General features: G+C 37.8%; 25 protein-coding genes and 1 tRNA gene. 24 read left to right on the top strand and 2 right to left on the bottom strand.

Going from position 1 to position 25,688, the window contains the following annotated elements:
* The first annotated feature begins 351 nt into the window (after nt 1-351).
* The 13 genes from ltaS (at nt 352) to RUH74_RS21425 (ending at nt 15,537) form a co-directional block, all read left to right on the top strand.
* The gene (ltaS, locus tag RUH74_RS21485) at nt 352-2,304 is read left to right on the top strand and encodes a lipoteichoic acid synthase (RefSeq protein WP_313803981.1); all 1,953 of its coding nucleotides are present in this window, start codon (nt 352-354) and stop codon (nt 2,302-2,304) included.
* A 259-nt stretch (nt 2,305-2,563) separates the two neighbouring features.
* Nucleotides 2,564-3,643 (top strand): D-alanine--D-alanine ligase, encoded by a 1,080-nt coding sequence (locus tag RUH74_RS21480; RefSeq protein WP_313803987.1) that lies wholly within the window; start codon nt 2,564-2,566, stop codon nt 3,641-3,643.
* A gap of 153 nt (nt 3,644-3,796) precedes the next feature.
* Nucleotides 3,797-5,170: a UDP-N-acetylmuramoyl-tripeptide--D-alanyl-D-alanine ligase gene (locus RUH74_RS21475; protein WP_313803984.1), complete on the top strand. Its 1,374-nt coding sequence runs from the start codon at nt 3,797-3,799 to the stop codon at nt 5,168-5,170.
* Nucleotides 5,171-5,310: 140 nt separating this feature from the next.
* On the top strand, nt 5,311-6,039 hold the full coding sequence (locus RUH74_RS21470; RefSeq protein WP_313803978.1) for a hypothetical protein: 729 nt from the start codon (nt 5,311-5,313) through the stop codon (nt 6,037-6,039).
* 27 nt (nt 6,040-6,066) lie between these two features.
* Entirely contained in the window at nt 6,067-6,486 is a 420-nt protein-coding gene (locus RUH74_RS21465; RefSeq protein ID WP_313803975.1) for a GntR family transcriptional regulator, read from the top strand.
* Complete coding sequence (locus RUH74_RS21460; RefSeq protein WP_313803972.1) at nt 6,467-7,333, top strand: ATP-binding cassette domain-containing protein; 867 nt, start codon at nt 6,467-6,469, stop codon at nt 7,331-7,333. The genes RUH74_RS21465 and RUH74_RS21460 overlap by 20 nt, the downstream gene beginning before the upstream one ends.
* A 22-nt stretch (nt 7,334-7,355) precedes the next feature.
* Entirely contained in the window at nt 7,356-8,288 is a 933-nt protein-coding gene (locus RUH74_RS21455) for an ABC transporter ATP-binding protein (RefSeq protein ID WP_313803969.1), read from the top strand.
* Nucleotides 8,281-9,495, top strand: coding sequence for an ABC transporter permease (locus RUH74_RS21450; protein ID WP_313803966.1), 1,215 nt, complete (start codon nt 8,281-8,283; stop codon nt 9,493-9,495). The genes RUH74_RS21455 and RUH74_RS21450 overlap by 8 nt, the downstream gene beginning before the upstream one ends.
* A gap of 278 nt (nt 9,496-9,773) precedes the next feature.
* Nucleotides 9,774-10,457 (top strand): alpha/beta hydrolase, encoded by a 684-nt coding sequence (locus tag RUH74_RS21445; RefSeq protein WP_313803963.1) that lies wholly within the window; start codon nt 9,774-9,776, stop codon nt 10,455-10,457.
* A 369-nt stretch (nt 10,458-10,826) separates the two neighbouring features.
* Nucleotides 10,827-12,305, top strand: a complete 1,479-nt coding sequence (cshA, locus tag RUH74_RS21440; RefSeq protein WP_313803960.1) for a degradosome RNA helicase CshA — start codon at nt 10,827-10,829, stop codon at nt 12,303-12,305.
* 112 nt (nt 12,306-12,417) lie between these two features.
* The gene (locus tag RUH74_RS21435) at nt 12,418-12,897 is read left to right on the top strand and encodes a PH domain-containing protein (RefSeq protein ID WP_313803957.1); all 480 of its coding nucleotides are present in this window, start codon (nt 12,418-12,420) and stop codon (nt 12,895-12,897) included.
* Nucleotides 12,890-14,317 carry a PH domain-containing protein gene (locus RUH74_RS21430; protein WP_313803954.1) on the top strand — a complete coding sequence of 476 codons (1,428 nt, stop codon included), beginning with the start codon at nt 12,890-12,892 and terminating at the stop codon, nt 14,315-14,317. The genes RUH74_RS21435 and RUH74_RS21430 overlap by 8 nt, the downstream gene beginning before the upstream one ends.
* Nucleotides 14,318-14,538: 221 nt before the next feature.
* Entirely contained in the window at nt 14,539-15,537 is a 999-nt protein-coding gene (locus RUH74_RS21425) for a methyl-accepting chemotaxis protein (RefSeq protein ID WP_313803951.1), read from the top strand.
* A 97-nt stretch (nt 15,538-15,634) separates the two neighbouring features.
* Here RUH74_RS21425 and RUH74_RS21420 read toward each other — a convergent pair whose 3' ends face one another.
* A complete protein-coding gene (locus tag RUH74_RS21420) occupies nt 15,635-16,363 on the bottom strand; it encodes a rhomboid family intramembrane serine protease (protein ID WP_313803948.1) in 729 nt (242 codons plus the stop codon).
* A 133-nt stretch (nt 16,364-16,496) separates the two neighbouring features.
* Here RUH74_RS21420 and acpS point away from each other — a divergent pair, with 133 nt between their 5' ends.
* From acpS to RUH74_RS21375, 9 genes are all read left to right on the top strand, one after another.
* Nucleotides 16,497-16,865 carry a holo-ACP synthase gene (gene acpS, locus RUH74_RS21415; protein WP_313803945.1) on the top strand — a complete coding sequence of 123 codons (369 nt, stop codon included), beginning with the start codon at nt 16,497-16,499 and terminating at the stop codon, nt 16,863-16,865.
* Between the two features lie 218 nt (nt 16,866-17,083).
* Entirely contained in the window at nt 17,084-18,091 is a 1,008-nt protein-coding gene (locus tag RUH74_RS21410; RefSeq protein WP_313803942.1) for a LolA family protein, read from the top strand.
* 135 nt (nt 18,092-18,226) lie between these two features.
* Nucleotides 18,227-19,384 (top strand): alanine racemase, encoded by a 1,158-nt coding sequence (alr, locus tag RUH74_RS21405; RefSeq protein ID WP_313803939.1) that lies wholly within the window; start codon nt 18,227-18,229, stop codon nt 19,382-19,384.
* Nucleotides 19,385-19,560: 176 nt separating this feature from the next.
* Complete coding sequence (locus RUH74_RS21400) at nt 19,561-19,842, top strand: CopG family ribbon-helix-helix protein (protein ID WP_053477859.1); 282 nt, start codon at nt 19,561-19,563, stop codon at nt 19,840-19,842.
* Between the two features lie 4 nt (nt 19,843-19,846).
* A complete protein-coding gene (gene ndoA / locus RUH74_RS21395) occupies nt 19,847-20,197 on the top strand; it encodes a type II toxin-antitoxin system endoribonuclease NdoA (RefSeq protein ID WP_009336311.1) in 351 nt (116 codons plus the stop codon).
* Between the two features lie 250 nt (nt 20,198-20,447).
* Nucleotides 20,448-20,780 (top strand): anti-sigma factor antagonist, encoded by a 333-nt coding sequence (locus tag RUH74_RS21390; protein WP_313803934.1) that lies wholly within the window; start codon nt 20,448-20,450, stop codon nt 20,778-20,780.
* The gene (gene rsbW / locus RUH74_RS21385) at nt 20,777-21,250 is read left to right on the top strand and encodes an anti-sigma B factor RsbW (protein WP_313803931.1); all 474 of its coding nucleotides are present in this window, start codon (nt 20,777-20,779) and stop codon (nt 21,248-21,250) included. The genes RUH74_RS21390 and rsbW overlap by 4 nt, the downstream gene beginning before the upstream one ends.
* On the top strand, nt 21,228-22,013 hold the full coding sequence (sigB, locus tag RUH74_RS21380) for an RNA polymerase sigma factor SigB (protein ID WP_313803928.1): 786 nt from the start codon (nt 21,228-21,230) through the stop codon (nt 22,011-22,013). The genes rsbW and sigB overlap by 23 nt, the downstream gene beginning before the upstream one ends.
* A 152-nt stretch (nt 22,014-22,165) precedes the next feature.
* Complete coding sequence (locus tag RUH74_RS21375) at nt 22,166-24,304, top strand: Tex family protein (protein ID WP_396230132.1); 2,139 nt, start codon at nt 22,166-22,168, stop codon at nt 24,302-24,304.
* A gap of 362 nt (nt 24,305-24,666) precedes the next feature.
* On the opposite strand, the gene cmpA is transcribed toward RUH74_RS21375, so the two are convergent.
* Nucleotides 24,667-24,780 (bottom strand): cortex morphogenetic protein CmpA, encoded by a 114-nt coding sequence (gene cmpA, locus RUH74_RS21370; protein ID WP_313803922.1) that lies wholly within the window; start codon nt 24,778-24,780, stop codon nt 24,667-24,669.
* An 88-nt stretch (nt 24,781-24,868) separates the two neighbouring features.
* On the opposite strand from cmpA, the gene RUH74_RS21365 reads away from it, so the two are divergent.
* A complete protein-coding gene (locus RUH74_RS21365; protein WP_313803919.1) occupies nt 24,869-25,339 on the top strand; it encodes a SprT family protein in 471 nt (156 codons plus the stop codon).
* Between the two features lie 267 nt (nt 25,340-25,606).
* Nucleotides 25,607-25,681 (top strand) — tRNA-Asn (locus RUH74_RS21360).
* Nucleotides 25,682-25,688 lie beyond the last annotated feature (7 nt).

The following is a 25,688-nucleotide window of genomic DNA, read 5'->3' as shown; positions in this document are numbered from 1 at the left end:
GAGTTGCAGTTCAACTATCTGGTTTAAATAAATCCAGCTCGAATTTAATTGATCGATTAGCCGTTCACCCTAAAGCTGGGGCAAAGCTTACAGGGCATTAGATACGTCATGTAAAAGCGATTTTTTCAGGGGAATAGTCATTTCTCTAGCGTTTAGGACATAATCTGGATATTGGTAAATACATCAAAATAGTTCATTTTTTTATTAAAACATGTTATATTGTTTATCGCGGTTAAAACTATAAAAATTAATTAATCAATATATAAATAACCTTTCTTTGAGTTTTCGGTTTAAACGGATCTTGGTCATGCTCATACGGCGATAATGCAAAGAATAGGGGAAGGTGTAAAAATGAATAAACGATTTCAAAAAGATCAAAATATATTAAATAAATATGTGGTCTTTTTCTTTTTAGCAGTTGTTCTACTGTGGATGAAAACATTTATCGTACAAGCCACACAGTTTGATTTAGGAATTGAAAGTTCCCTGCAACGGTTTCTATTATTTTTAAATCCGTTGGGTTCATCCTTATTATTTTTGGGACTGGCTTTCTTCTTTAAAGGAAGAAAAAAATATATTTTTCTGTTGATCATTGATTTTCTATTATCATTTCTTTTATTTGCCAATGTGTTATTTTATCGGTTCTTTAATGATTTTATTACATTGCCAACTTTAACGCAGACACAAAATTTCGGAGATGTTAGTGGAAGCATCAGCTCACTTTTAAAACCGTATGATTTCTTATTCTTTATTGATCTTATTCTTTTGATTGGCTTGCTTTCTTTTAAATTTGTGAAAATGGAAGTAAAAGATATTGGCCGCAGGAAGGTAGCAGCTTTATTATCATTAGCTTTAGGAATTTCAAGTTTAAACCTTGCTTTAGCTGAAGCAGACCGCCCCCAGCTATTAACAAGAGGATTTGACCGAAACTACATTGTAAAATATTTAGGAATGTATAACTATACGATCTATGATGCGGTTCAAAGCACGAAAGCATCTGCACAAAGGGTTATGGCAGACAGCAATGACATAACAGAAGTCATTAACTTTACTCAGTCAAATTATGCTAAACCAAATCCAGCATATTTCGGTAAGGGAGAAGGCATGAATGTCATCTATTTGCATCTTGAATCGATACAAAACTTCCTGATTAATTACAAACTGCATGGGGAAGAGGTAACACCGTTTCTAAATTCTTTGACGAGTGAAGGAAACACACTTTACTTTGATAATTTTTTCCATCAAACAGGACAAGGCAAAACGGCTGATGCAGAATTTATGCTGGAAAATTCATTGTATGGATTGCCTTCGGGCTCAGCATTTACAACAAAAGGATTAAATACGTTCCAAGCCGCACCAGCTATTCTAGGTCAGCAGGGCTATACATCCGCAGTATTTCACGGAAATTCGGGCAGCTTCTGGAACCGTAATGAAATTTATAAATCATTTGGCTTTAACAAGTTTTTTGATTCCAACTACTATGATATGAAGCCTGAAGACTTGGCTGATTATGGGTTAATGGATAAGCCATTCTTTGAGCAATCCATTCCGCTTTTGGAATCATTGCCACAGCCGTTCTATACAAAATTTATTACGGTGACACATCATTATCCATACCCAATTAAAGAGGAAGATGCGACAATGGCTCCTCATACAACTGGTGATAAATCAGTTGATCGCTACTTCCAGACTGCTCGTTATGCTGATGAAGCCTTAAAGCAATTTTTTGATTATCTGAAGGAATCTGGGTTATATGATAATTCGATTATTATCATGTACGGTGACCATTATGGAATTTCAGAAAATCATAATAAAGCTATGGAAAAAGTGTTAGGAAAAGAAATTACATCTTTCGAGAGCACAGGTTTACAACGAGTGCCATTATTTATTCGAGTGCCTGGCATGCAAGGCGGAGTGAACCATGAGTATGGTGGACAAATGGATATTCTTCCAACACTTCTTCACTTGCTAGGGATCGACACAAAGGATTATGTACAGTTTGGAACAGACCTTTTATCTGAAGAGCATGATGATCTGGTTCCTTTCAGAAATGGAAACTTTGTAAGCTCAACCATTACTTCTATCGATGGTAAGTTCTATGATTCCAAAACTGGTTTGCTAGTAGAAGAAGACAGATTAGCTGAAGCAGAAAAATTACAAGAAAGTGCGAGTCATAAATTATCTCTTTCAGATAGAGTCGTCAATGGGGATCTATTGCGTTTCTATAACCCTGAGGGCTTTACTCCAATTGACCGTTCTAAATATAAATATAATGAATCTGAAATGGTTGAATCTGAAAAATAGCAACATAAAAAGGCTGCCTGCGAAATCAGGTAGCTTTTTTTGAAATTAAGCAGAGGCAATAGAATAAGGAAATGAAAAGTAAACTAGAAATTATACGAAGAAATGTTTCCTTTCTTCTAAGTGATTCATACATATATAAATATGGGCGCACACAGTTAGGAAAAACTTCTTCAATTAACAGTTGCGAATCACTCCCTTTCTTAATTAAGGAAGTGGTAAAATAGGTAGGTGCAATTCCAAATGGAGGTTTGTCTAAATGATAAAAACAAAAATTGGTCTTTTATATGGTGGTAAATCAGCGGAACATGATGTTTCGATGCAGACGGCAATGGCTGTAATAAAAGCTTTAGATTTAGAGAAATTTGAAATTCATCCAATATATATTTCAAAGAGCGGCGAATGGTTGAAGGGTCAGCAATTATTGGCACCTGTGACAAATGTAAAGGAACTAGCGTTTTCAAAAACGGAAGCATTGCCACAAGCAGCTTTAGCACCTACCTTATTTCAAGCATCTGAACAGAGCGATCCCTTTGATGTGATTTTTCCATTATTACATGGTCCAAATGGGGAGGATGGAACCGTACAGGGATTGTTAGAGCTTATGAACCTTCCTTATGTAGGAAACGGTGTTCTCGCTTCCTCGGCAGGCATGGATAAAGTTATTATGAAAAATGTTTTTGCGCAGGCTGGCCTTCCGCAGGTGAAGTATACATGGTTTATCCGCAGCGAATGGGAAAATGCGAAGGATGAGGCCTACAATAAAATAGAAAATGAGCTTGGCTATCCTTGTTTCGTTAAACCGGCGAATCTGGGTTCAAGTGTTGGCATTAGTAAATGTACAAACCGCTCGGAGCTTGAACGGGCATTTAAAGAGGCCTTTCAATTTGATCGTAAAATCATCATTGAAGAAGGAGTCACGGCTAGAGAAATTGAGACAGGAATAATGGGGAATGATTATCCGGAATGCTCCGTCGCTGGTGAGATTGTTCCGAAAAAAGAATTCTATGATTATAAGGCAAAATACGAGGATGGCAATACAGCATTAATTATCCCAGCTGAAATTACGGATACAGAATATAATGAGCTGAAGGAAATGGCCATCAAGGCCTTTAAAGCACTCGACTGTTCGGGGCTAGTAAGAGCGGATTTCTTTCTGACAAGAGAAGGAACATGGTATATAAACGAGATTAATACAATGCCTGGCTTTACACCATTTAGCATGTTTCCGCTGCTCTGGAAGCATACAGGAGTAGAATATCCGCAGCTTATTGAAAAGCTAGTAAATCTTGCGATAGAAAGACATATAGAAAAGCAAAATATTAAACATACGATGGAATAAAGAAAAGCGGAGGCGCCTTGCACAGGGGCGACAAGCATAAGACAACTCGGCAGGAAAACAACTGAGACACGTCGATTGTTTTCGGCGTGCTCTCTTTATACATAAGACGCATTCATGCTCTTAATAAATGCTGTCTGAAGAGGGAGGTACATGATGATCAAGAGAACGCTGCAGCAAATTGCTGGAATGATAAAGGTTGAGAATGACGTTGCGCCATTTAAAGATACCACCGTACACGGTGTAAGTATTGATTCACGAAAAATAACAAATGGTCATTTATTTATTCCATTTAAGGGTGAAAACTCAGATGGTCATCGATTTGTAGAAGAAGCTATTAAAAAAGGAGCAGCAGCTGCCTTTTGGCAAAAGGATGTTCCAAACCCGCCATTGCATTTGCCTATTCTAGTTGTGGAAGATACATTAATTGCCTTGCAAGAATTAGCGCGTAAATACCGCAATGAGCTAGATGTTAAGGTAGTGGGGATTACAGGAAGCAATGGAAAGACGACGACAAAGGATATAATGGCAAACCTTCTTTCCTTAAAGTACAAAGTACAAAAAACAGAGGGGAACTTTAATAATGAGATTGGCCTCCCATTAACGATTCTTGGATTAGAAACAGATACAGAAATGGCCGTTTTAGAAATGGGAATGAGCAGCAGGGGGGAGATTGACTTTCTTACCCGCTTAGCACGTCCAGAGGCAGCCATTATTACAAATATAGGTGAATCTCATCTTCTGGATCTAGGTTCAAGAGAAGGGATTGCGGAAGCAAAGCTTGAGATTGTAAACGGACTACAGGATAATGGTTTACTTGTTTATTACGGAGATGAGCCTTTATTAACGGAGCGTTTAGAGGATTTAGATAAAACCTTCGTCACGAAAACATTTGGTAGAAATACAAGAAATGACCTTTATCCGGTGGATATTGAACAAAATGATACAGGGAGCTCGTTTGTCATCAACGCTTCAGAGAAGACATTTTTTCTGCCTGTCTTAGGAACGCATAATGTATTAAATGCAATGGCAGCCATGGCTGTTGCCGATTTTTTCGGTATTCCTTATGAAAAGATGAATGACGGTTTTTCCGGGTTGAAGCTGACAAATATGAGGACTGAGCTGCTGCAAGGAAAAATGGGTGAAAAAATTATTAATGATGCTTACAATGCAAGTCCAACATCGATGTATGCAGCTATTGAGTTAATTGCTCATCTTCCAGGATATAAAAATAAGATTCTTGTTCTTGGTGATATGCTTGAACTTGGACCAGAAGAGGAAGAATTTCATCGCAAAATGGGCGAGTCCATTGATGCCAATAAAATAGATTATGTCTTTACATTTGGAAACCTAGGAAAGTATATTGCTGAAGGGGCAAAAGCTTCCCTGCCAGCAAATCGAGTGTTTGCTTTTACAGAAAAACAGCCGCTTATTGATGAACTAAGAAAATTAGTGAATGAAGAAACAATCATATTAGTAAAGGCATCAAGAGGAATGAGACTCGAGGAAGTTGTCTCGGCATTACAATAGAAATAAAAAACATCCCCTGATTCAGTTTTATTAAATCAGGGGATGTTTTTTATTAGAAAAAAGTAGTTGCAAAAACTTTCCAGTTATCATATAGTGTGTATATAGATATAAACAGTATAACAGTTAAGGAGGACTTATCTATGAGCGAGTGGAAACAGGCACGGTGGCTTGCTATGTTTGAAGTAAAGGCATCATTGAAAGGAATTATTACACTTGTTGCTGTAGCATTTTGTTTAGCACTTTTTTTTACATTGGTATTTTCAAGCACTCTTATAAATGATGCGCCGATTGTTTTTGACGTCTTCTATTTATTCACTTTCTGGGTACTTGCTACCTCTTTTAGACCAAAGGAGCACCAATTAAAAAGGATGGGAGGAGATATCTGGGTCTCCCCTTACTTCATCATGCTTAACCAATTGCCGATTAAAAAAAATGTGCTTGTTTTGAGCAGATTTATTAGTTATTTTACGATTTCAATTCCCTTTCATATATTAGTGCTTGTTCTTATCTATACGTTTTCATCAGAGTATAGAGCATATATGCCTGTAGGTTCATATCTAGTATTTTCAATTATCTGGCTAAGTTTTGGTGTATTATGCGGTTCCATGTTTCCGGCAAGTGATGTCGGTGAAAAGATTAGTACATTAAAGGCAGTTGTAGTTAATGTCCTATTCTATGGTGGAATATTAGCTGTTCTAATCGTGATTTATAATGTGTTTAATAAAGGAATTGTTGAAATGACTATGTATGCTGCAAAGGAATGGCCATTCCCTTCAATTCTTATATCAATTTTGCTGGCTGCTATAGGTCTCTTCTATTACAAAGGCTATGTATATAAAAGAATTGATAAGGTTGATTATTTACACTAATGGATTAATAAGGAAGGTGGCGATTAAGTGGAACTTCCTATTCGACTTTCAAAGGAATCAAGAGAGCCAATTTATCACCAAATTGAAGAACAAATAAAAGCGCTTATTGCAGGAGGTCAGCTGCCAGCTGGCACATCGCTGCCATCTATACGTGTTTTGTCTAAGGAGCTTGAGATTAGTGTGATCACAACAAGGCGTGCCTATCAAAATCTTGAATACCAGGGATTCATTCGAACGACTCAAGGGAAAGGGACATTTGTTGCGGAAATCGAGGCATCTAAGAAGGAAGAAGTGACCGTTTCTGCAGTTTATCATGCGATTGAAAAGGCTGTAGAAACAGCTCTTCGCCACGATTATACACTTGAACAGATTGAAGTGGTTTTTCAAGAAATCATTGCTAGCTTGGAAAAGAAAGGCGGACACAATAATGATGGAAAAATGGATTGAAATAAATCGTTTAAAAAAGAATGTGGATGATTTTCAATTAGGCCCAATGGACCTGTCCTTTGAGGCTGGCACCATCACTGCTATTGTCGGCAATAATGGGGCTGGGAAAAGTACATTACTAAAAGTTTTAATGCGCTTAGCTGTACAAGATGAAGGGGAAATAAAATTATTTGGACAGCTGATAGACAGTGAAGCGGAAGGCTGGAAAAAAAGGATTGCCTATTTACCACAGACACTATTAGGATGTGATTCTTTCAATGGGAACCAGCTGAGAGAGCTTGTTTCGAAATGGTATCCAACATGGGACCAACCGCTATTTGAGCGGTTAGTGAAGATGTATCAAATTCCGCTGACAAAAAAGTACGGAAAACTATCTCAAGGCGTCCAGCAAAAACTTAATCTTGCATTAACACTTGCAAGGGATGCAGATATTTTAATTCTCGATGAACCGACAGCACATATGGATATTCCTTCAAAGCAAATGCTGTTAGATGTGATTGTCGAATGGATGGAAAGAGGAGATAAATTAATTATTATTTCAAGCCATCAGGCGGAGGATATCCGCAAGCTTGCGGATTATGTAGTTGTTATGAAAGAGGGACAGCTGCTTGGGAAATTTGAAAAGGAAGAATTAACGGGACAATTTAAGCAGTATTGGATGGATGAGTTCATTCCAAACGAGCCGATTCCAGGAGTGATCGATCGGAAAAATGAGCGAATTCTTGTTTCAAAATGTGCGGAGGAAACAGAGTCGTATTTAGCAAGTAAGCAATTAAAATGGCTTCGAGCTGAGACGTTAGAAATAGAAGAGATTATAACTTATATGCTTATAGGAAAGGCATCATAAATAGGAGAGAGGACTGAGAGGAATGACTGAACCTGTTTTGACAGTAAACAAAATAGGTAAATCTTTTAAAAATAAACAAATTATTAAGGATATTTCTTTTGAAGTGAATAAAGGGGAAATAATGGCGATCTTAGGGCCGAACGGGGCAGGGAAGTCGACGACAATTCGGAACATCATGGGAATTCTTCATCCTGATGAAGGAACAGTAAAATTTCATGGACGCTCAGCAGGAACTATACCTCGCCATAGAATTGGCTATCTTCCCGAGGAACGCGGTTTATATAAAAAGGTTAGTATTATGGACATTCTGCTCTATTTTGCTGAATTGAAGGACTATCCTGTGAAAAAGGCAAAAGAAAGGGCATTGACATATTTAAAGAAATTAGGGCTTGAAGGGAAGGAAAAAAGCTCGATTGAAGAATTGTCAAAAGGGATGGGACAGAAGGTTCAATTCATTGCCTCGATTATCCATGAACCTGATCTTCTGATACTAGATGAGCCCTTCTCAGGTTTGGATCCTGTTAGTCAGGAAGTAATTAAGTCTGAGATTAAAGAATTGGCAGATAAAGGGACAGCTATCCTGTTGTCTGCCCATCAAATGAATCTGGTGGAAGAATTATGTGATCGCTTATTCATGATTCACCGTGGAGAAAAGGTCATCTCTGGAACGATGGACGAAGTGAAGGCGCAATATGCTAACTATAAATGTACGGTACGAGGCCATAATGAAAAAGGTATTTTGGAGAGACTTCCCCAGGTGCAAAGAGTGGAACAAAGCGGGGAGCTTGCGACTTTATATTTAGAGGCGGATATTCGGCCATCAGTTTGGCTAAAACAGCTTCCCGATAATATACACATTCAAGAGTTATCACTGAGCAGGATTTCACTGCACGAAATATTCATCGATATTGCATCAGATAAAAAACTATGGGGGGAGGGTGAAAAGCATGCGTAATAGTATGAAGGTTGCACGTTGGGAATTTAAGAAAAATATGAAAAACAAATCATTTATCATTTCCTTACTAGTAACACCGCTTCTCTTTATCATTTTTTCATCATTGCCATCATTATTGGATATGTTTAAAAGTGAATCTGACCATGTAAAGGTTTATGTTCAGGATGAGATGAATATTTGGGGAAGCGTTGAAAAAATACTTCTCTCACAAGGAATTGATTGGGATGTTCAAGAGGCTATTAAAGATGAAAATGAGATGAAGGAAATAATTAAGAAGACAGAAAATACAGCTTATATTTCTTTCAGTGAAGACTTTATGGAACAGGGGAAATTGACTGTTTATACAAATGAAAAAATAGACAAAGATTTTAGGGGACAAATGAATGTATTGGTACAGCCATTAAGAGAACTGCAAATAGAAAATCTTCATTTATCACAACAAGAAAAAGATATAATTAATCAGGGGATTAACATTGATGCGGTTTCCTTATCAAATGACGTAAGTGAATGGAAGTCGGATCCGTTAAAAAGATTAGTTCCCGGTGTTTTCGCAGGCATCATTCTTTTTTCCATTGTCATGACTGGGATGATGATTTTTCAAAGTGCCTCTAATGAAAAGAAGGAAAAGGTGGCTGAAATTGTACTCTCATCATTAGATTCCTCTGAATTAATGCAAGGTAAAATAATCGGCTATTTTGCTCTTGGGATTACCCAAGTCCTGGCATGGATTTTAATCATTGTTCCATTCTTCATTTGGAAAAATGATTATCCAATTTTGGAATATTTGCTAGTTCCAGAAACATTGCTGCTCGTTTTTATTGCGGTTTTAGGCTATCTTCTGTTTGCTGCCATTTTTGCCGGAATTGGAGCTACTTTTGAGGATATGGACCAAACGAGTAATTTTCAAGGGATTGTTTTTTTATTGCCGTGGCTGCCAGCAGCATTGTTTTCACCAGTCATATCTGACCCAGAAGGAATGATTGCACAAGCAGGCTCGTACTTCCCTTTAACATCGCCTGCTGTATTAATTATGCGTCTCTCTGTGCTTGAAAGCTGGCCGTGGATTGAAATATCTATTTCAATCATTATTCTTCTGATTAGCATCTGGCTGTTTATGAAGCTAGCAGGGAAAATATTTAAAATAGGTATATTAATGTATGGAAAAAATGCCACACCGAAAGAAATATTAAAGTGGCTGAAATATTAAAAAGGTCCCTTCAACAAGAGCATTTTGTTGGAGGGATTTTTATTAAAAGTATAAGAAAGTTAAACGTTGAAATTAGAGAATTGTCTAGCTCCAGCCCCTATCCCAAGGTCCCCTGTCGCAACGATTGCGTCAATAACGGTTCGATATCGCTCACCGTGTTTCCTTTATTGAAAGAACCGGTCCTTCTGGTTTTTTCCCACCAGTGTCTATCAATAGTATTGAAAAAAGCATTTGGTGTAAAATAAAATCAAATCATATAAATTTGGCGGTGATCATAAATGATTGGTTGCATGTGTATACATGGATTTACAGGCGCACCTTTTGAAGTGGAGCCGCTAGCAAGTTATTTGAAGGCTCGTACGAATTGGGAAATCGTTGTTCCAACTTTGCCAGGGCATGGCGACAAGCTTGAATTAAAGGGAATTGAATATAAGAAATGGATTGAACATGCAGAAAATGAATTACAAAGGCTGATCGAAAAATGTGATACCGTATATGTCGTTGGTTTTTCTATGGGAGGACTAATTGCCAGTTATTTATCTGTTCATTATCCCGTTGCTAAATTAGTTCTCCTTAGTGCTGCTGCTTATTATGTCAATCCAAAGCAGCTCTTTAAGGATATTGGAGAAATCCTGAGGGATGCAGCAAAGGGCAGGTTAGCGGATAATGAATTGTTTATGAGATATAAGAGGAAAATAGTAGCTACTCCCATCACAGCTACCATTCAGTTCCGAAGATTGGTTGCATCGATTCGTCCTATTTTGCCTCAAGTGACAATCCCAACCTTAATTGCACAAGGGGAGATTGATGGAGTGGTTCCTCCGAAGAGCGCACAATATTTATATAATCGGATTGGAACTACTTCCAAGAAGCTGCTCTTTTTAAAGAAATCGAAGCATTTAATTTGCCACTGTGAGGAACGTGAAGACCTTTTTGCGGAAGTGCATCAGTTTCTAAAATAAATGAGAAATTAATGATCTTCCCATAACTGTCTCAGATTGCAATTGTGTATAGAAAATGTTAAAATTATTTATAAAGGATCATGAGGAACACTTTAGAAACCCGGACATACTCCAACTGGAGAATGTCTTTTTTCACTTTTATACTGCATTAAGTTGGATGCGGATCACTCATTCATTATGTGAATTTGTATATATAGTTTTAAAGGGGAACAATTCTCCTTGCCACATCCTTCCTCTCAAGCGGGTTTCTTCATGTAAGGTACAGATTTCTCTATTGAAATACAAATGAAGAATCATCCTCGTACCCATTTCACGAAATATCTTTCCTGTATTTATTGGAAAACGAAGATTAGAAGGAGAATGAACACATTGACAAAGTTTCAAGATTTGGGCATAAGCCCTGCAACGATGAAATCTATTAAGAGAATGGGGTTTGAAGAAGCGACCCCTATCCAAGCACAAACGATTCCTTTGAGCCTAGAAAACAAGGATTTGATCGGACAAGCTCAAACAGGAACAGGAAAAACAGCTGCATTTGGTATACCAATGATCGACAAAATTGATTACAGTCAAGATGTGATTCAAGGAATTATCATTGCACCAACACGTGAGCTGGCAATTCAAGTATCAGAAGAATTGTATAAAATAGGATATGGAAAAAGAACAAGAGTGTTAGCAATTTATGGCGGTCAGGATATTAATCGTCAAATTCGTGCGTTAAAAAACCGCCCTCATATTATTGTGGGTACACCAGGACGATTGCTCGACCATATTAACCGTAAAACGCTTCGTCTAGAAAATGTTCATACAGTGATCCTTGATGAGGCAGATGAAATGCTAAATATGGGATTCATTGAGGATATTGAGGCGATTCTTGCACAAATTCCTGAAGAACGCCAGACTCTTTTGTTCTCAGCAACAATGCCAGGACCGATCAAAAAAATCGCTGAACGTTTTATGAAAGAACCACAAATTGTACGTGTGAAAACAAAGGAAGTAACTGTATCGCAAATTGAGCAGTATTATTTAGAAGTTCAGGAAAGAAGCAAATTTGATATTTTAACAAGATTGCTTGATATTCAATCCCCTGAGCTTGCCATAATATTTGGACGCACAAAGCGGCGAGTTGACGAATTGGCAGAGGCGCTGAATCTTAGAGGCTATAATGCTGAGGGAATTCATGGCGATTTAAGCCAAGCGAAGCGGATGTCTGTATTGCGTAAATTTAAAGAAGGTTCGATAGATGTTTTAGTGGCAACAGATGTTGCGGCACGTGGATTGGATATTTCTGGTGTTACACATGTGTACAATTTTGATATTCCACAAGATCCGGAAAGCTATGTTCACCGAATTGGACGGACAGGACGTGCGGGTAAAACTGGTGTAGCAATGACTTTCATTACGCCTAGAGAAAAGTCATATCTGCAAGTAGTCGAAAGAACAACCAAACGGAAAATGGACCGCATGAAGCCACCGACTTTAGATGAGGCTTTAGAAGGTCAGCAAAAAGCAGTTATTGAGCGTATTTTACAATCAGTGGAATCGAATAATCTGGAATATTATAAACAAGCAGCTGAAGAGTTATTAGAGCAGCAAGATGCAACAACGATTGTGCAGGCAGTATTAAAGATGCTGACAAAAGAGCCTGACACAACACCTGTTAAGCTAACAGAAGAAAAACCGCTGCCGCAAAAGAGAGAACGCAGGTTTGACGACCGAAATAAATCATATGGAGGGCAAAGAGGAAGACAAAAGGCACCAGTAAGATCACGCCAAGGCTCCCAAAATAAACGTTATAGCAACAGCAATAACAATAATAATCGATCAAATTCCAATAGTTATCGTTAACAAAAAAGAGAGCATACTGTATGCTCTCTTTTTTGTTATTTTTGCTTTTAATATTTATATCCTTTTTAGGTCATGTATACTAGTAACAGAGTTATTAATTAGGAGGATACACATGATTTTGGAACCACAAAAAAGAATTTCCAAAAAGGGTCTGACCGTTTGGAGAATATCTGGTGCGATTCATTCGTTTTTTGCTCTCCTTGTATTAGGAGGAGCAGTCTCCCTAACATTTATCTTTGATTGGCCGAGCTGGATTATCGGGATCGCTGTTCTTGCCTTTGCGCTGTATGCCTATCTCTTTATTATGCTCATTCCAACATTGAGATGGAAGCGTTGGAGGTATGAGGTACGTGAAAATGAAATTGAACTCCAGCATGGTGTATTTATCATAAAAAGAACACTAGTTCCAATGATACGGGTTCAACATGTTGATACGCTGCAAGGGCCGATTTTGCGAAAATATCAATTAGCGACGATAACTGTATCTACTGCAGCAACCGTCCACGAGATTCCAGCATTGGAAGTGGAAGAAGCAGAAGAGCTCCGTTATTTTATTTCGAAGCTAGTAAGGGTGGCTGATGAGGATGTCTGAACCAAAACGGCTTCATCCCATTTCTGCTATTATTAGCTGTTTAAAGCAGCTTAAGGAATTAATCATTCCATTTCTCGTATTTGTTGTATTTGGAAGTAAAAATGGTTTGTTTCAGTTATTCGCTTCCTTAGGGGTTATTGTTTTAGTATTCATCATTGGAATTCTTACATGGCTTAGATTTACATATCGATTAGAAGAAGGGGAATTGCGTATTGAATATGGTGTGTTTGTACGCAAGAAAAGATATATTCCCTTTGAACGGATACAAAGCCTTGATTTGTCAGAGGGAATCTTACAGCGCCCATTTGGTTTAGTAAAGGTTAAGATAGAAACTGCTGGTTCAAGTGGAGAGGCGGAGGCTGTCTTAACAGCTATTTCAAAGAGCCAAGCAATACTCATTCAACAGGCTTTATCCTCAGCTAAAGCTTCTGTCTCATTTGATGAGGAAGAATCAATTAAAAAAGAGCAAGAAATAACTCTTTATAAAATATCACCGAAAGAGCTCCTTCTGCTTGCATCAACGTCTGGGGGTGTAGGGGTAGTCCTTTCTGCTGTTATTGCATTTATCCTTCAATTTGAGGAATTTATACCTTATGAAAAAGTTTTTAGCGGACTGGAGGATTTTATTTCAAGCGGGGTTCTTGTTGTCAGTTTACTTGTATTTTTGGGCTTTTTAATCGCTTGGGTAGCTGCACTGATCGGAACGATGCTTAAGTATGCGGGATTTACTGTGAAGAAGAACGAAGACGACTTCATTATTACAAGAGGGCTGCTAGAAAAGAGGCAGCTTACTATCCCTTTGCATCGGATCCAGGCGATTCGAATAAGTGAAAATCTCATTAGACAGCCATTCGGATTATGTACGGTATATATTGAAAGCGCGGGCGGATCTGCAACCGAAACGGAAAGCACACGTGAAATGCTTTTACCAATCGCGAAAAGGAATGTGATCACAACGATTTTATCTCCATATTTACCTGAATATAATTTGGAGATTTCTATTTTATCTGCTCCAAAAAGGTCTTTGAAACGGTATTTGTTTAGAGGGCTTTTATACATGCTGCCAATCATTGTTGGTTCTGTATTGTTTATTAAGCCATGGGGATATTTATCCCTTTTAATCGTCATCCCCTCTACGCTGCTCTCCTATTTGAAATTTAAGGACGCTGGCTGGAAGATTGATGGCGAGCAGCTGACTTTAAGATACCGTGCCATCATAAAAAATACAATTTTTATGAAAAGAAACCGAATTCAATCGCTAGTTATGAGAGAGAGCTATTTTCAAAATAAAAATAAATTGGCTTCGATCGAAGCAACGGTGATGTCCGGTTCAGGTGGAACCAGGGGGAGAGTGATTGATTTGGAAAAGAAGGATGTAGAAGGTATATATGAATGGTACTCGTATTCGAAGGAAAAGTGAAAAATTGAAAAATTATTGAATATTCTTCAATTATTGACTCAAATCAATGAAAAAAAAGATAAAATAACCGATAGTAATAATGGACTATGTTTTAAAGTGAGTGGCCCCTCCCAGGTTTTAAATCCATTTCAGTGTAGGGGAAAAGACCTAGAAAAATTTTATAGCATCTTTAGAAAAACGGGTCGAAGTGGTATGAAAATTGAACAATGGAGTGACTTACTATGTTTAAAACAAAAAAAGGATCGGCACAGCTTCAAGAGGAAAATGCAGAGCTGAAACATCAGTTAAAGACGATATTTGAAAAAGCCCAACAAAATGAAGAATATCTTAACAGTTTTATCGAAAGCTTTAATAATGAAATTAATATTGCGATTGAACAGCATGAAATGGTGAATGGACAGCATAACATTCTTGCGGATTTAGTCGGGAAAATTATGGAACGATTTGACAAAGTGAATGTCATTAGTCAAATGTCCTATGACAAATCCATTGGACTCCATGAAAAAGGGCAAAGCCTAATCGAATCTACAAAAGATATGGTTAAAATATCAGAAGAAGGAAGAGACTCTGTTAGTAAAGTAGAGGGGCTTATCGCAAAGCTAGGTGAACAGCTGCATGAAACCTCTGTGAAAATGAATCAATTAAATGAACGGTCAAAAGAAATTGAAATGATCGTTAAAGTCATTAAAGAAATTGCAGACCAAACAAATCTTTTAGCGCTTAATGCATCAATTGAAGCGGCAAGAGCTGGTGAGCATGGGAAAGGTTTTGCTGTTGTTGCAGAGGAGGTTCGTAAGCTGGCAGAAAATACAGCGGAAAGCACACACAATATTAGTGTGCTAACGCAAAATATTCAAAAGGATATTGATGGTTCCTTACAATCGACGAAAATGAGTACAGGATTAATAGAAGAAGGAATTCAATTAAGTACGAACACAACGAGTACAATTGATTATATCTTGTCTGTCATTAATAATGTCCAAGCAGAGGTAAAGGATGTTATTAGTACGATTGAAGAACAGCGTGAATATTCAAATGATGTAATGAATGAAATTAGAGAAACAAGATCAACATTTGATGAAGCAAATAAAATGATCATAAAGCATATTAGTGATGCAAGTGTTGTGGATGAAAAGCTCGAAAGCGGCATCAAGCAAATCGCTGAGTTAAGCAATCGAGGAAACAGAACATTATGGGATGAGTATAAGGAATATAAATGATGACATGGAAAAAGGGGCTAAATGCCCCTTTTTTACTGAATAAGAAAGCGTGCGTTTTTCGATTTGTACGGCAATGATCAAGGTATTTCTACTATTCTTATCTAAATAAAAATCCTACTAATGCAAGGATAATGAGAATGCCCCATAGCAATAGTTTAGAAGGAGCAATTCCTTTTAATGAAGGACGCTGTTTGCCAAAACGATTGGAAGAGGGACGGATAAAGGAAAAGGCAGTTCTTTTTTTATTTGGAAGTAAGCCAGCTCCAATTAAAAAACCAGCTAAGAGTCCAAACAAATGAGCAACTACATTAATATTCGGCTGCAAAAAGGTCATAATTACACTTATGATCGTAATGGTTAGAATAAGCTGTGAATTTGCATATGAAATCAAATCTTTTCTATACATAATGATGGCTGTGAAAAAGCCAAATAACCCGAAAATTGCTCCGCTAGATCCTACATGAATATATGTTAATGGTTCCAAAAGTAATGTCGCTATATTTGCTGCCACCCCGGCAGTTACATATACAAAAATAAATTTGCCTTTTCCTAATATCTGCTCTAAGGCAGGACCGAATAAGACAAGTGAAAAGCTGTTAAAAAGCACATGAGTAAAGCCGCTATGCATAAAAATAGGTGTAATAAGCCGCCAATACTCTCCTTCAATAATATACAAATTCACCCCAGCGAAATGTTCAAAGAGCCATGTGTTTGGAAGAAATGGCAGAATGGTTAATAAATAAAGTACAATATGAATGGAAACGATGATAGAAACTACTGGGAAGTGGCGCAGAAATTGTTTAAAGCTCTCTGTTCTTATAAACATGAGGGTCCTCCCTTTTTTTAAAAAGATAAAAAGTTATAAAATTTGTACTTTGGGCGATGCCCAAGGCGCTTTCGCTTTTCTAATCTCTTAATTGTTTATGCATAGGATAATTTAAATAGAAGGATGATGTCCAGTGATTTCCGGTATAGGAATAGATATTGTAGAGCTTAGTCGCATCAGGAGAATTTATATAAGACAGAAAAAGTTTGTTGACCGAATATTAACAGTGAAGGAAAAGGAGACTTTTAACAGCCTGTCCGAAGAAAGGAAGGGCGAGTATTTAGCCGGACGATTTGCGGCAAAAGAAGCCTTTTCGAAAGCTATAGGGACTGGATTAGGCGGAAAACTATCCTTTTTAGATATTGAAATCGAAAAAGATAAAAACGGGAAGCCATTTATCTCTAAACCATTTAATAAAGGAGTTCATCTGTCAATTTCTCATAGTAAAGAATATGCTGTCGCACAGGTTGTTATTGAAAAACAAGAGCAGAAAGAAAAATAAAAGCTTATCATCCCCTTTAGCATATTCTTAAAGGTTGTCTCATATATTCATAGTGCAATAGGAGAGACAAGGCTAGAGTTTTTTTACTGAAACTCTTGCCTTCATCTCCTCCACGAAAAGCGCGATCAAAGCCGATTATTTTACTGGAGTTTGTTAGAAAATTGGCTTAGTGCAGTGGCTGGACAATACTCTGAATCGAGACTAAAGGGGTTGAAGGAATGAGAAGAAAGTGGTTGATGCTGTTAGCCGGGCTATTGATTGTCATTGCATTGTCTGCTTGTGGGACAAAATCCCAGGGAGATGTAACAAAGGAGTTGAGTAAGAAACTCGAGGAAATTAAAAGCTATAAGGCAAATGCGAAGATGACATTACAGATGGGAACAGAGCCACAAACGTACGATATCGAGGTTTGGCACAAGGATCCAATGTACTATAAGGTAGATCTCAAAAATGCGCAAAAAGATCAGAGCCAAATGATTCTTCGCAATGATGAAGGTGTGTTTGTTCTTACACCAGCGTTAAATAAGAGCTTCAAATTCCAAAGTGAGTGGCCGAAAAATAGCAGCCAGGCTTATTTATATGAATCATTAATAAAAGATATTATTGATGATAAAGAGGCCACCTTTAAAGCAACAAAACAGCATTATATTTTTGAAACAAAAACAAAGTATCAAAATAACCAAATGCTTCCTACCCAAGAAATTACATTGAAAAAGTCAGATCTCTCTCCTATAAGTGTAAAAGTAATGGATACGGATAAAAATGCGCTTGTAAAGGTTGAATTTACAGATGTAAAATTCAATGCTTCATTAGATAAAAAAGACTTTGATATGAAAAAGAATATGACGAGTGCTCAATTAGAAGTTCCTGTAATGGCTGAAGTTACAAATGAAGAATTCTCTGTGAAATATCCTACCGAAGTTTCTGAATATGAATTGATTAATGAAAAGGAAATTAAAACAGAAGATGGAAAGCGGGTCGTACTAACATATGATGGTGAAAAATCATTCACGCTCATTCAGGAAAAGGCGGAGGTAATGACAGCTTCATCATTAACTACTGTAAGCGGTGACCCTGTGGACTTAGGTTTCACAATTGGTGCTCTTTCGAACAATAAAATTACTTGGACGTATCAAGGAGTAGATTATTTAATTGCATCAAATGATTTAACGGATGAAGAATTAACTGCAATTGCCCGTTCCGTGCAAGGGAATGCTGTAAAGTAAGTATGTACCTAAGGCTCTGTAAAAAGAGCCTTTTTTGTTTGTGAATATTCAGATAAACGGTAGATTTATTTGACAAACAATATAGAGAGTTTGATAATAATAATATTTATGATTGTTAAAAGGATGGGGAAGTAAGTGGACAGCCAGTTGGCTTATTACAGAGATACTTGGGCGGAAATAAACTTGGATCATATTTCATATAATATGAAGGAAATGAAGAGGCATATTGGAGAAAATGTGAAGGTGTTTGCAGTTGTGAAGGCGAATGGATATGGCCATGGTGACGAAGAAGTCGCAAGAGAGGCATTGAATGCAGGTGCATCCTATTTAGCGGTAGCCTTTTTAGATGAAGCCGTAGCACTTCGGAAAAAAGGAATTACATCACCTATCCTTGTGTTAGGAATGTGTCGCCCTGAGGACGTTAGAATTGCATCAGAATATCAGATTTCATTAACCGTGTTTCAAAAGCAATGGCTGCGTGAGGCAAAGGCAGTATTACCTTCGGGTGCTAGATTAACCATCCATGTAAAGCTTGATACTGGAATGGGAAGATTAGGTGTACGCGATAAAGATGAATTAAAGGAACTTGAGTCATTAATTAAAGATAATCCTGGCTTTTACCTAGAAGGTGTATACACTCATTTTGCAACAGCCGATGAGCTTGATTTTACTTATTTTGAACAGCAAATGAAACGATTTCAAGAAATGATATCCTGCTTTGAAGCTAGACCAGAATTTATACACACAAGCAATAGTGCAGCTGCATTAATACATCCTGAAACGCACCATAATGCAGTCAGAATGGGAATTTCTATGTATGGTCTAACACCCTCACTTGAGATTGAACCTGTTCTCCCATTTAGATTGAAACCAGCCTTTTCGCTCCATACAAAACTTGTACATGTTAAAAAGATAAATAAAGGTGAGAGGCTTAGCTATGGTGCAACCTATGAAGCAGCTGAAGATGAATGGATTGGGACTTTGCCAATTGGTTATGCTGATGGGTGGATACGTAAATTGCAAGGGCAAGAGGTGCTTGTTGAGGGAAGTAGAGTCCCAATAGTTGGGCGGATTTGCATGGATCAATGCATGGTTAAACTACCAGGTGAGTTGCCTATAGGAACGGTAGTGACTCTTATTGGGAAGCAGGGAGATGAATATATTTCAGTAAATGAAGTGGCCGCGAAGCTTCAGACCATTAACTACGAAATTACATGTATGGTAGCTGGAAGAATACCAAGGGTGTATAAAAAGAATGGAAAAGTGAAAAGGGTTATTAATGCTTTGCTGTAGTATTTAACTAAAAGATATGTTTTTTGTTAAAAAAATATGTTTATGCATAAAAACTTATTTTTTTAGCCGATAATACAGAAGAATTAATAAATCCTCTTTGCATAAGGCGTGTTTGATGATAATATTGAAATTGGTAGATATAAAATGGTGTGTAGTGATGGTGGAGGTGTTTGTTTGTGGCTGAGTCCAGCGCAACGACAGAGATAATGGTTAAATTACCGCAACATCTATTAACAGAGTTAGATGGTTTTGCTAAACAGGAAAACGTTAACCGAAGTGAATTCATTTATCAAGCAACCAAAATGTATTTGCGTGAACGGAAAAAGAGACAAATTCGTGAATCCATGCGTCGTGGCTATATGGAGATGGCGAAAATAAATTTGACGATTGCATCTGAAGCATTTCAAGCGGAATTCGAGGCAGAACACACAGTTGAACGTCTAGTAAGCGGAGGGTAATCCTTTGATTGTCAAACGTGGTGACGTTTATTTTGCAGACCTATCCCCAGTTGTTGGTTCAGAACAAGGTGGCGTTCGTCCAGTGCTTGTCATCCAAAACGATATCGGGAATCGGTTTAGTCCCACAGTTATTGTTGCTGCAATCACTGCTCAAATTCAAAAAGCTAAGCTGCCTACTCATGTTGAAATTGATGCGAAGCGTTATGGCTTTGAACGGGATTCGGTTATTCTTTTAGAACAAATTCGTACGATTGATAAACAGCGCTTAACCGATAAGATTACCCATCTCGATGACGAAATGATGGAAAAAGTGGATGAAGCTGTGCAGATTAGCCTTGGTCTTATCGAATTTTAATACAAAACGCTCTTGTTAAAGAGCGTTTTTATATCTTGAACGGCAATATAGAACATTGGTTAAATAGCCACCATTTTTATAAATAATAGATCGTCTGCCCAAGGCAAGCATAAGATGCTTGCCTTTTTTATCAGCTGGGTGTTTTGAAAATTCTAATTAATTATGTTTTTATTAATTGTGTATAACATGTTTACTCTCTGAAAAATTCGGGTACCTAATAGGTAAATTGGCATAAGAAGGTGGGTCAGTCATGAATATTTCAATTGAAACGCATGAAAAAGATCATTTAACTACCGTGGATATTAGTGGAGAGATTGATGCATATACTGCACCCAAACTGCGGGAAGCTCTTTTTCATTTGGCAGAAAAAAAGGAACCTGTAATCATTATTAATCTTTCTGGAGTTACTTATATGGACAGTACTGGGTTAGGTGTCTTTGTTGGCGTCTTTAAAAATGTCCGTTCAAATAATGGACAATTGCGTCTTTTAGGACTATCCAATCGACTAATAAGGCTATTTGAAATTACTGGTTTGGCTAAGATTATGGATATTTCCAGCAAGATAGAAGGTGAAGTAAAATGACTCAAACGTTTGATTACATTGAATTAAAAATTCCTGCCAAAGCGGAATTTGTGAGTGTCATCAGGCTTACATTATCAGGCATTGCGAGTCGAATGGGGTTTGCCTATGATGAAATTGAAGATTTAAAGATTGCTACAAGTGAGGCGTGTACAAATGCTATTCAGCATGCCTACACAAATAATGAGCTCGGGGAAATCCTTATCGGTTTTGGTTTATATGGGAATCGTTTGGAAGTGATGGTTGCAGATAATGGGAGAAGTTTTGATTTTTTATCCGCTAAGGAAGGAATAGGACGTTACGATGAGACGGATTCTGTTGAGTTTTTGCGTGAAGGAGGCTTAGGTCTTTACTTAATAGAGTCATTAATGGACGAGGTGCGAATTCATAACAAAGAGGGTGTAACAGTTTTCATGATCAAATACCTTGAGGGAGAGCGGGTGGAGAGGGATGTCAAAACAATCTCAACCTAAGCAGATCACTCAAGAAGAAATTAATGAACTCATAAAAGCTTCCCAGCTTGAACAAGACAAAGAGGCACAGGAAACACTCGTACTCCATTATCGGAAGATGGTTGAATCCATTGCACGTAAATATTCGAAAGGGAAGTCTTTTCACGAAGATATAATACAAGTTGGCTTAATTGGATTATTAGGGGCGATTCGAAGATATGATGAAACGTATGGGAAGAGTTTTGAGGCCTTCGCCGTTCCAACGATAGTTGGAGAAATTAAACGTTTTTTGCGTGATAAAACTTGGAGTGTTCATGTACCTCGGAGGATAAAGGAATTAGGCCCAAAAATAAAATCAACAATTGAGGAACTAACCATTAAACTCCAGCGATCTCCTAAAATGGCTGAAATAGCAGATGCTGTTGGCGTATCGGAAGAGGAAATACTAGAAGCAATGGAAATAAGTAAAAGCTATCAAGCGCTTTCTGTTGATCATTCGATTGAAACTGATTCTGAAGGTGGAATAACGACATTACATGATATTTTGGGGAATGTAGATGAAGGATATGAGAAAATTAACCAGGTTCTCGTACTTGAAAAAATATTACATGTACTAACTGAACGTGAAAAGAGTGTTATTCAATACACGTACATAGAGAATTTGAGCCAAAAGGAAGCAGGAAAAAGATTGGCTATTTCGCAAATGCATGTATCACGTCTGCAAAGGAAGGCAATAAAAAAGTTAAGAGAAGCAATTAGCGCAAAAGAAAAGAATCTTGATTAACATGGAGCTTATCTTACTGATAGGATAAGCTTATTTGCCATTGAAGTTCAGGTATGAAACATGAGCAAGATTTTGATAAGATAAGATGATGACCTAAAGCTGGAGGTAAAACCTTGGAGAAAAAATTAAATAAGCAAGAACAAATATTAGAAATGATTACATCAGAATTATCATTATCACTAAAACAAGTAAAGAATACAATTCATCTTCTTGAAGAGGGAAATACTGTGCCATTTATTGCCCGTTATCGCAAAGAATTAACTGGGGCTTTAGACGAGGTTCAAATTCGGGATATTATGGAACGCTGGCAATACATACAGAATCTCGAGCAAAGGAAAGAGGAAATTGTTCGATTGATAGATGAGCAAGGAAAGTTAACGGATGATTTAAATGAACAAATTCAAAAAGCAAGTAAGCTGCAAGAATTAGAGGATCTATATCGTCCATATAAACAGAAACGACGAACAAAGGCGACGGTAGCGAAGGAAAAGGGGTTGGAACCACTTGCTGAATGGCTGCTTGCTTTTCCGACTTCTCAAGCAATAGAGGAGAAGGCGGCAGAATATCTTTCTGAAGAAAAAGGAGTAGAAACGATTGAAGAAGCGCTAACAGGCGCAAAAGACATCATTGCTGAATGGGTATCGGATGATGCAGAAAGCAGGAAGTGGATTCGTCATGAAACGATAAAAACCGGAACCATTGAGTCTGCTGTTAAAGATGAAAAGAATGATGAGAAGAAAGTGTATGAAATGTATTACGAATACGAGGAGCCACTCGCAAAAATTGTTCCGCATCGGACATTGGCACTCAATCGGGGAGAAAAAGAAGATATTTTACGAATTAGCGTCAAGCCGAATGTGGAGTTTATTTTAAGATATCTTCATAAAAAGTGGGTGAAAAATGAGCAATCACCTGCTGCCTTACTTGTGAAAGAAGCCTATGAGGATGGATATAAACGTTTAATACAGCCATCCATTGAAAGAGAAATTAGAAATGAATTAACGGAGAAGGCAGAAGAGCAGGCGATTTTGATTTTCTCCGAAAATTTACGAAATTTATTATTGCAGCCTCCGCTAAAAGGCAAGGTCGTGTTAGCAGTGGATCCTGCTTATCGAACAGGGTGCAAGCTAGCAGTTGTTGATGAAACAGGGAAGGTTCTTAAAATATCTGTGATTTACCCGCATCCGCCGGTCTCGAAAACGAAAGAGGCAAAATCACAAATTATTGATTTAATAAAAACATTCCAGGTGGAAATGGTTGCCATTGGCAATGGAACGGCTTCGCGGGAAACAGAACAATTTATTTCGGATATTTTGAAAGAACTAAATGAAGAAGTTTTCTATCTTATCGTCAATGAGGCTGGAGCTAGTGTGTATTCTGCATCTGATCTAGCAAGAGAAGAGTTTCCGGATCTGCAGGTTGAAGAAAGAAGTGCGGTCTCAATTGCCCGTAGACTCCAAGATCCATTGGCAGAGCTTGTGAAAATTGACCCGAAGTCTGTTGGTGTCGGACAATACCAGCATGATGTTTCGCAAAAAAAATTAAGCGAATCATTAAGCTTTGTAGTTGAGACAGCAGTTAACCAAGTTGGTGTCAATGTAAATACAGCTTCTTCTTCATTGCTTCAATATGTTGCTGGTTTATCTAAAGCAGTTGCCAATAACATCGTCAAAAAGCGTGAGGAAGAGGGGAAATTTACAAATAGAAAGCAGTTAAAAAAGATTCCTAGACTAGGTGCTAAAACGTATGAGCAAGCCATTGGCTTCTTGCGAATCATAGATGGCACAGAGCCGTTGGATCATACAGGTATCCACCCGGAGAGCTATCCTGAAGTAATTAAATTGCTAAACAATCTTGGCTTCACAACGGCTGATTTAGGGAGTCCAGCATTAAGGGAATCTCTTTCAAAATTGAATGTTGGACAATTATCGAACGAATTAGGGATTGGAGAATTAACGTTAAAGGATATTATTGACGCTCTCGTACGGCCTGAGAGGGACCCCCGAGATGACTTGCCTAAGCCTTTATTAAAGAAGGATGTTCTTAAACTTGAAGATTTGAATGCTGGAATGGAGCTTCAAGGTACCGTCAGAAATGTAGTAGATTTTGGTGCATTTGTTGATATTGGTGTAAAGCAGGATGGGCTCGTTCATATCTCAAAATTAAGTAGGAAATTCGTTAAACACCCTCTAGATGTTGTTTCAGTAGGGGATGTTGTAACCGTATGGGTAGATTCTGTTGATAAAAATAAAGGGAGAGTATCATTAACAATGCTCCCGCCCAGTGAATAAAAGTTATTGAGGCTGTTATGTTTTCTATAGCTCAGGACAAGCCCTTGCAGATGAAATGTCGCAAGGGCTTTTTTGTGCTTGTCGGGGGGGAGCAGTCGCTTCCGCTGCGCCTATCGCCTATCAAACTTCAGATCCGCTCCCTGCGATAAGTCGACATCTATTCGCTATCGCACATCGTGTCTCCTATATCTCAGTCACGGCTCTTCCAGTTTGTACGGCGATGAGCAAGGCGCTTTTCGGATTGTCTAGCTGCGGCTCCTAGTCCCTCGAGGTCATAAGTCAAACTGGCTAGAAGGTTAAAGAACAACCTTCCATCCAGTTCGTCTTATGCTTGTCGGGACTAAACAGTCGCCTCCGCTTTTCTATGAGCAGTGTTTTTTTCTGTAGAAGAACCAGCACTGGTTTAATAATTTTATTTGAGAACGATCTTTTTCAAGGAATGCGCGTTGGATTTGATTTTGAAACCATACAGGCATATGAGTACCTCCTCAGATCAAAAGGTATATATAATGTATGCTATAATGGGTTGTCATGTTGACAATATTTCTTAGGGGAAAGATGAAGATGGATGATTTAGAATTACAAAGGTTGGTTGAGGAAATTTCACAGAAGGAATTTGGTAAACCATTTAGACATAAGGCTTACTTTAATTCAAGACTTAAAACAACTGGCGGACGTTATATGTTGAGTACCCATCATATAGAAATAAATCGAAAATATTTAGAGCAATTAGGGCATCAAGAATTATGTGGTATTATTAAGCATGAACTATGTCATTATCATTTGCATATTGAAGGAAAAGGGTATAAACACCGGGATCAAGATTTCAAAACATTAATGAGAGCTGTCGGAGCTCCCCGTTTTTGTTCACCGCTGCCAGGCGATAATCAACAAAATGGAAAGAAGAAGGTTATTATCTATTCTTGTAAGAGCTGTGGGCAAAAATATCATAGAAGAAGAAATATAAATACACAAAAATATGTTTGCGGAAAATGTAGAGGGAAATTAGTTAAGCTGGATGAAATGAAACCATAAAAGAATTGCTTTTTATGTAACAAAGCTACTAAAAAAACGGTTAATTTTTTTTGAAAAACATTCTTGACTTTTAATAGTCAGGTTTTTATAATAGGAAGAGTCGAAAAGATGATATGCACTATTCCGCAGTAGCTCAGTGGATTGCGAAAGCTTGCAGTACGAAGCATTTCTTCCATGAATAGCAGGCTGCAGCAATCTGTGACAAATCACAAAGGGATTTGAAACACAGTATGAGTGCAACGGATTTTAGTGATGTATATTTACTATTCCGCAGTAGCTCAGTGGTAGAGCTATCGGCTGTTAACCGATCGGTCGTAGGTTCGAGTCCTACCTGCGGAGCCATTTTTAT

Origin of the sequence: Cytobacillus sp., from assembly GCF_032154635.1 — a bacterium.
Classification (GTDB): Bacteria; Bacillota; Bacilli; order Bacillales; family Cytobacillaceae; genus Cytobacillus.
Note: the sequence above shows the minus strand (reverse complement) of the source record. Positions and strands in the feature narration are given on the sequence as shown.

What these genes read in the sequence shown, in the direction of transcription:
- RUH74_RS21435 (WP_313803957.1), top strand. Translation starts at nt 12,418, where the DNA reads ATGATTTTGGAACCACAAAAAAGAATTTCCAAAAAGGGTCTGACCGTT.
- RUH74_RS21450 (WP_313803966.1), top strand. Translation starts at nt 8,281, where the DNA reads ATGCGTAATAGTATGAAGGTTGCACGTTGGGAATTTAAGAAAAATATG.
- RUH74_RS21430 (WP_313803954.1), top strand. Translation starts at nt 12,890, where the DNA reads ATGTCTGAACCAAAACGGCTTCATCCCATTTCTGCTATTATTAGCTGT.
- RUH74_RS21390 (WP_313803934.1), top strand. Translation starts at nt 20,448, where the DNA reads ATGAATATTTCAATTGAAACGCATGAAAAAGATCATTTAACTACCGTG.
- rsbW (WP_313803931.1), top strand. Translation starts at nt 20,777, where the DNA reads ATGACTCAAACGTTTGATTACATTGAATTAAAAATTCCTGCCAAAGCG.
- RUH74_RS21375 (WP_396230132.1), top strand. Translation starts at nt 22,166, where the DNA reads ATGATTACATCAGAATTATCATTATCACTAAAACAAGTAAAGAATACA.
- RUH74_RS21470 (WP_313803978.1), top strand. Translation starts at nt 5,311, where the DNA reads ATGAGCGAGTGGAAACAGGCACGGTGGCTTGCTATGTTTGAAGTAAAG.
- RUH74_RS21420 (WP_313803948.1), bottom strand. Translation starts at nt 16,363, where the DNA reads ATGTTTATAAGAACAGAGAGCTTTAAACAATTTCTGCGCCACTTCCCA.
- ltaS (WP_313803981.1), top strand. Translation starts at nt 352, where the DNA reads ATGAATAAACGATTTCAAAAAGATCAAAATATATTAAATAAATATGTG.
- RUH74_RS21410 (WP_313803942.1), top strand. Translation starts at nt 17,084, where the DNA reads ATGAGAAGAAAGTGGTTGATGCTGTTAGCCGGGCTATTGATTGTCATT.
- sigB (WP_313803928.1), top strand. Translation starts at nt 21,228, where the DNA reads ATGTCAAAACAATCTCAACCTAAGCAGATCACTCAAGAAGAAATTAAT.
- RUH74_RS21455 (WP_313803969.1), top strand. Translation starts at nt 7,356, where the DNA reads ATGACTGAACCTGTTTTGACAGTAAACAAAATAGGTAAATCTTTTAAA.
- RUH74_RS21460 (WP_313803972.1), top strand. Translation starts at nt 6,467, where the DNA reads ATGATGGAAAAATGGATTGAAATAAATCGTTTAAAAAAGAATGTGGAT.
- RUH74_RS21365 (WP_313803919.1), top strand. Translation starts at nt 24,869, where the DNA reads ATGGATGATTTAGAATTACAAAGGTTGGTTGAGGAAATTTCACAGAAG.
- RUH74_RS21475 (WP_313803984.1), top strand. Translation starts at nt 3,797, where the DNA reads ATGATCAAGAGAACGCTGCAGCAAATTGCTGGAATGATAAAGGTTGAG.
- cmpA (WP_313803922.1), bottom strand. Translation starts at nt 24,780, where the DNA reads ATGCCTGTATGGTTTCAAAATCAAATCCAACGCGCATTCCTTGAAAAA.
- RUH74_RS21445 (WP_313803963.1), top strand. Translation starts at nt 9,774, where the DNA reads ATGATTGGTTGCATGTGTATACATGGATTTACAGGCGCACCTTTTGAA.
- RUH74_RS21425 (WP_313803951.1), top strand. Translation starts at nt 14,539, where the DNA reads ATGTTTAAAACAAAAAAAGGATCGGCACAGCTTCAAGAGGAAAATGCA.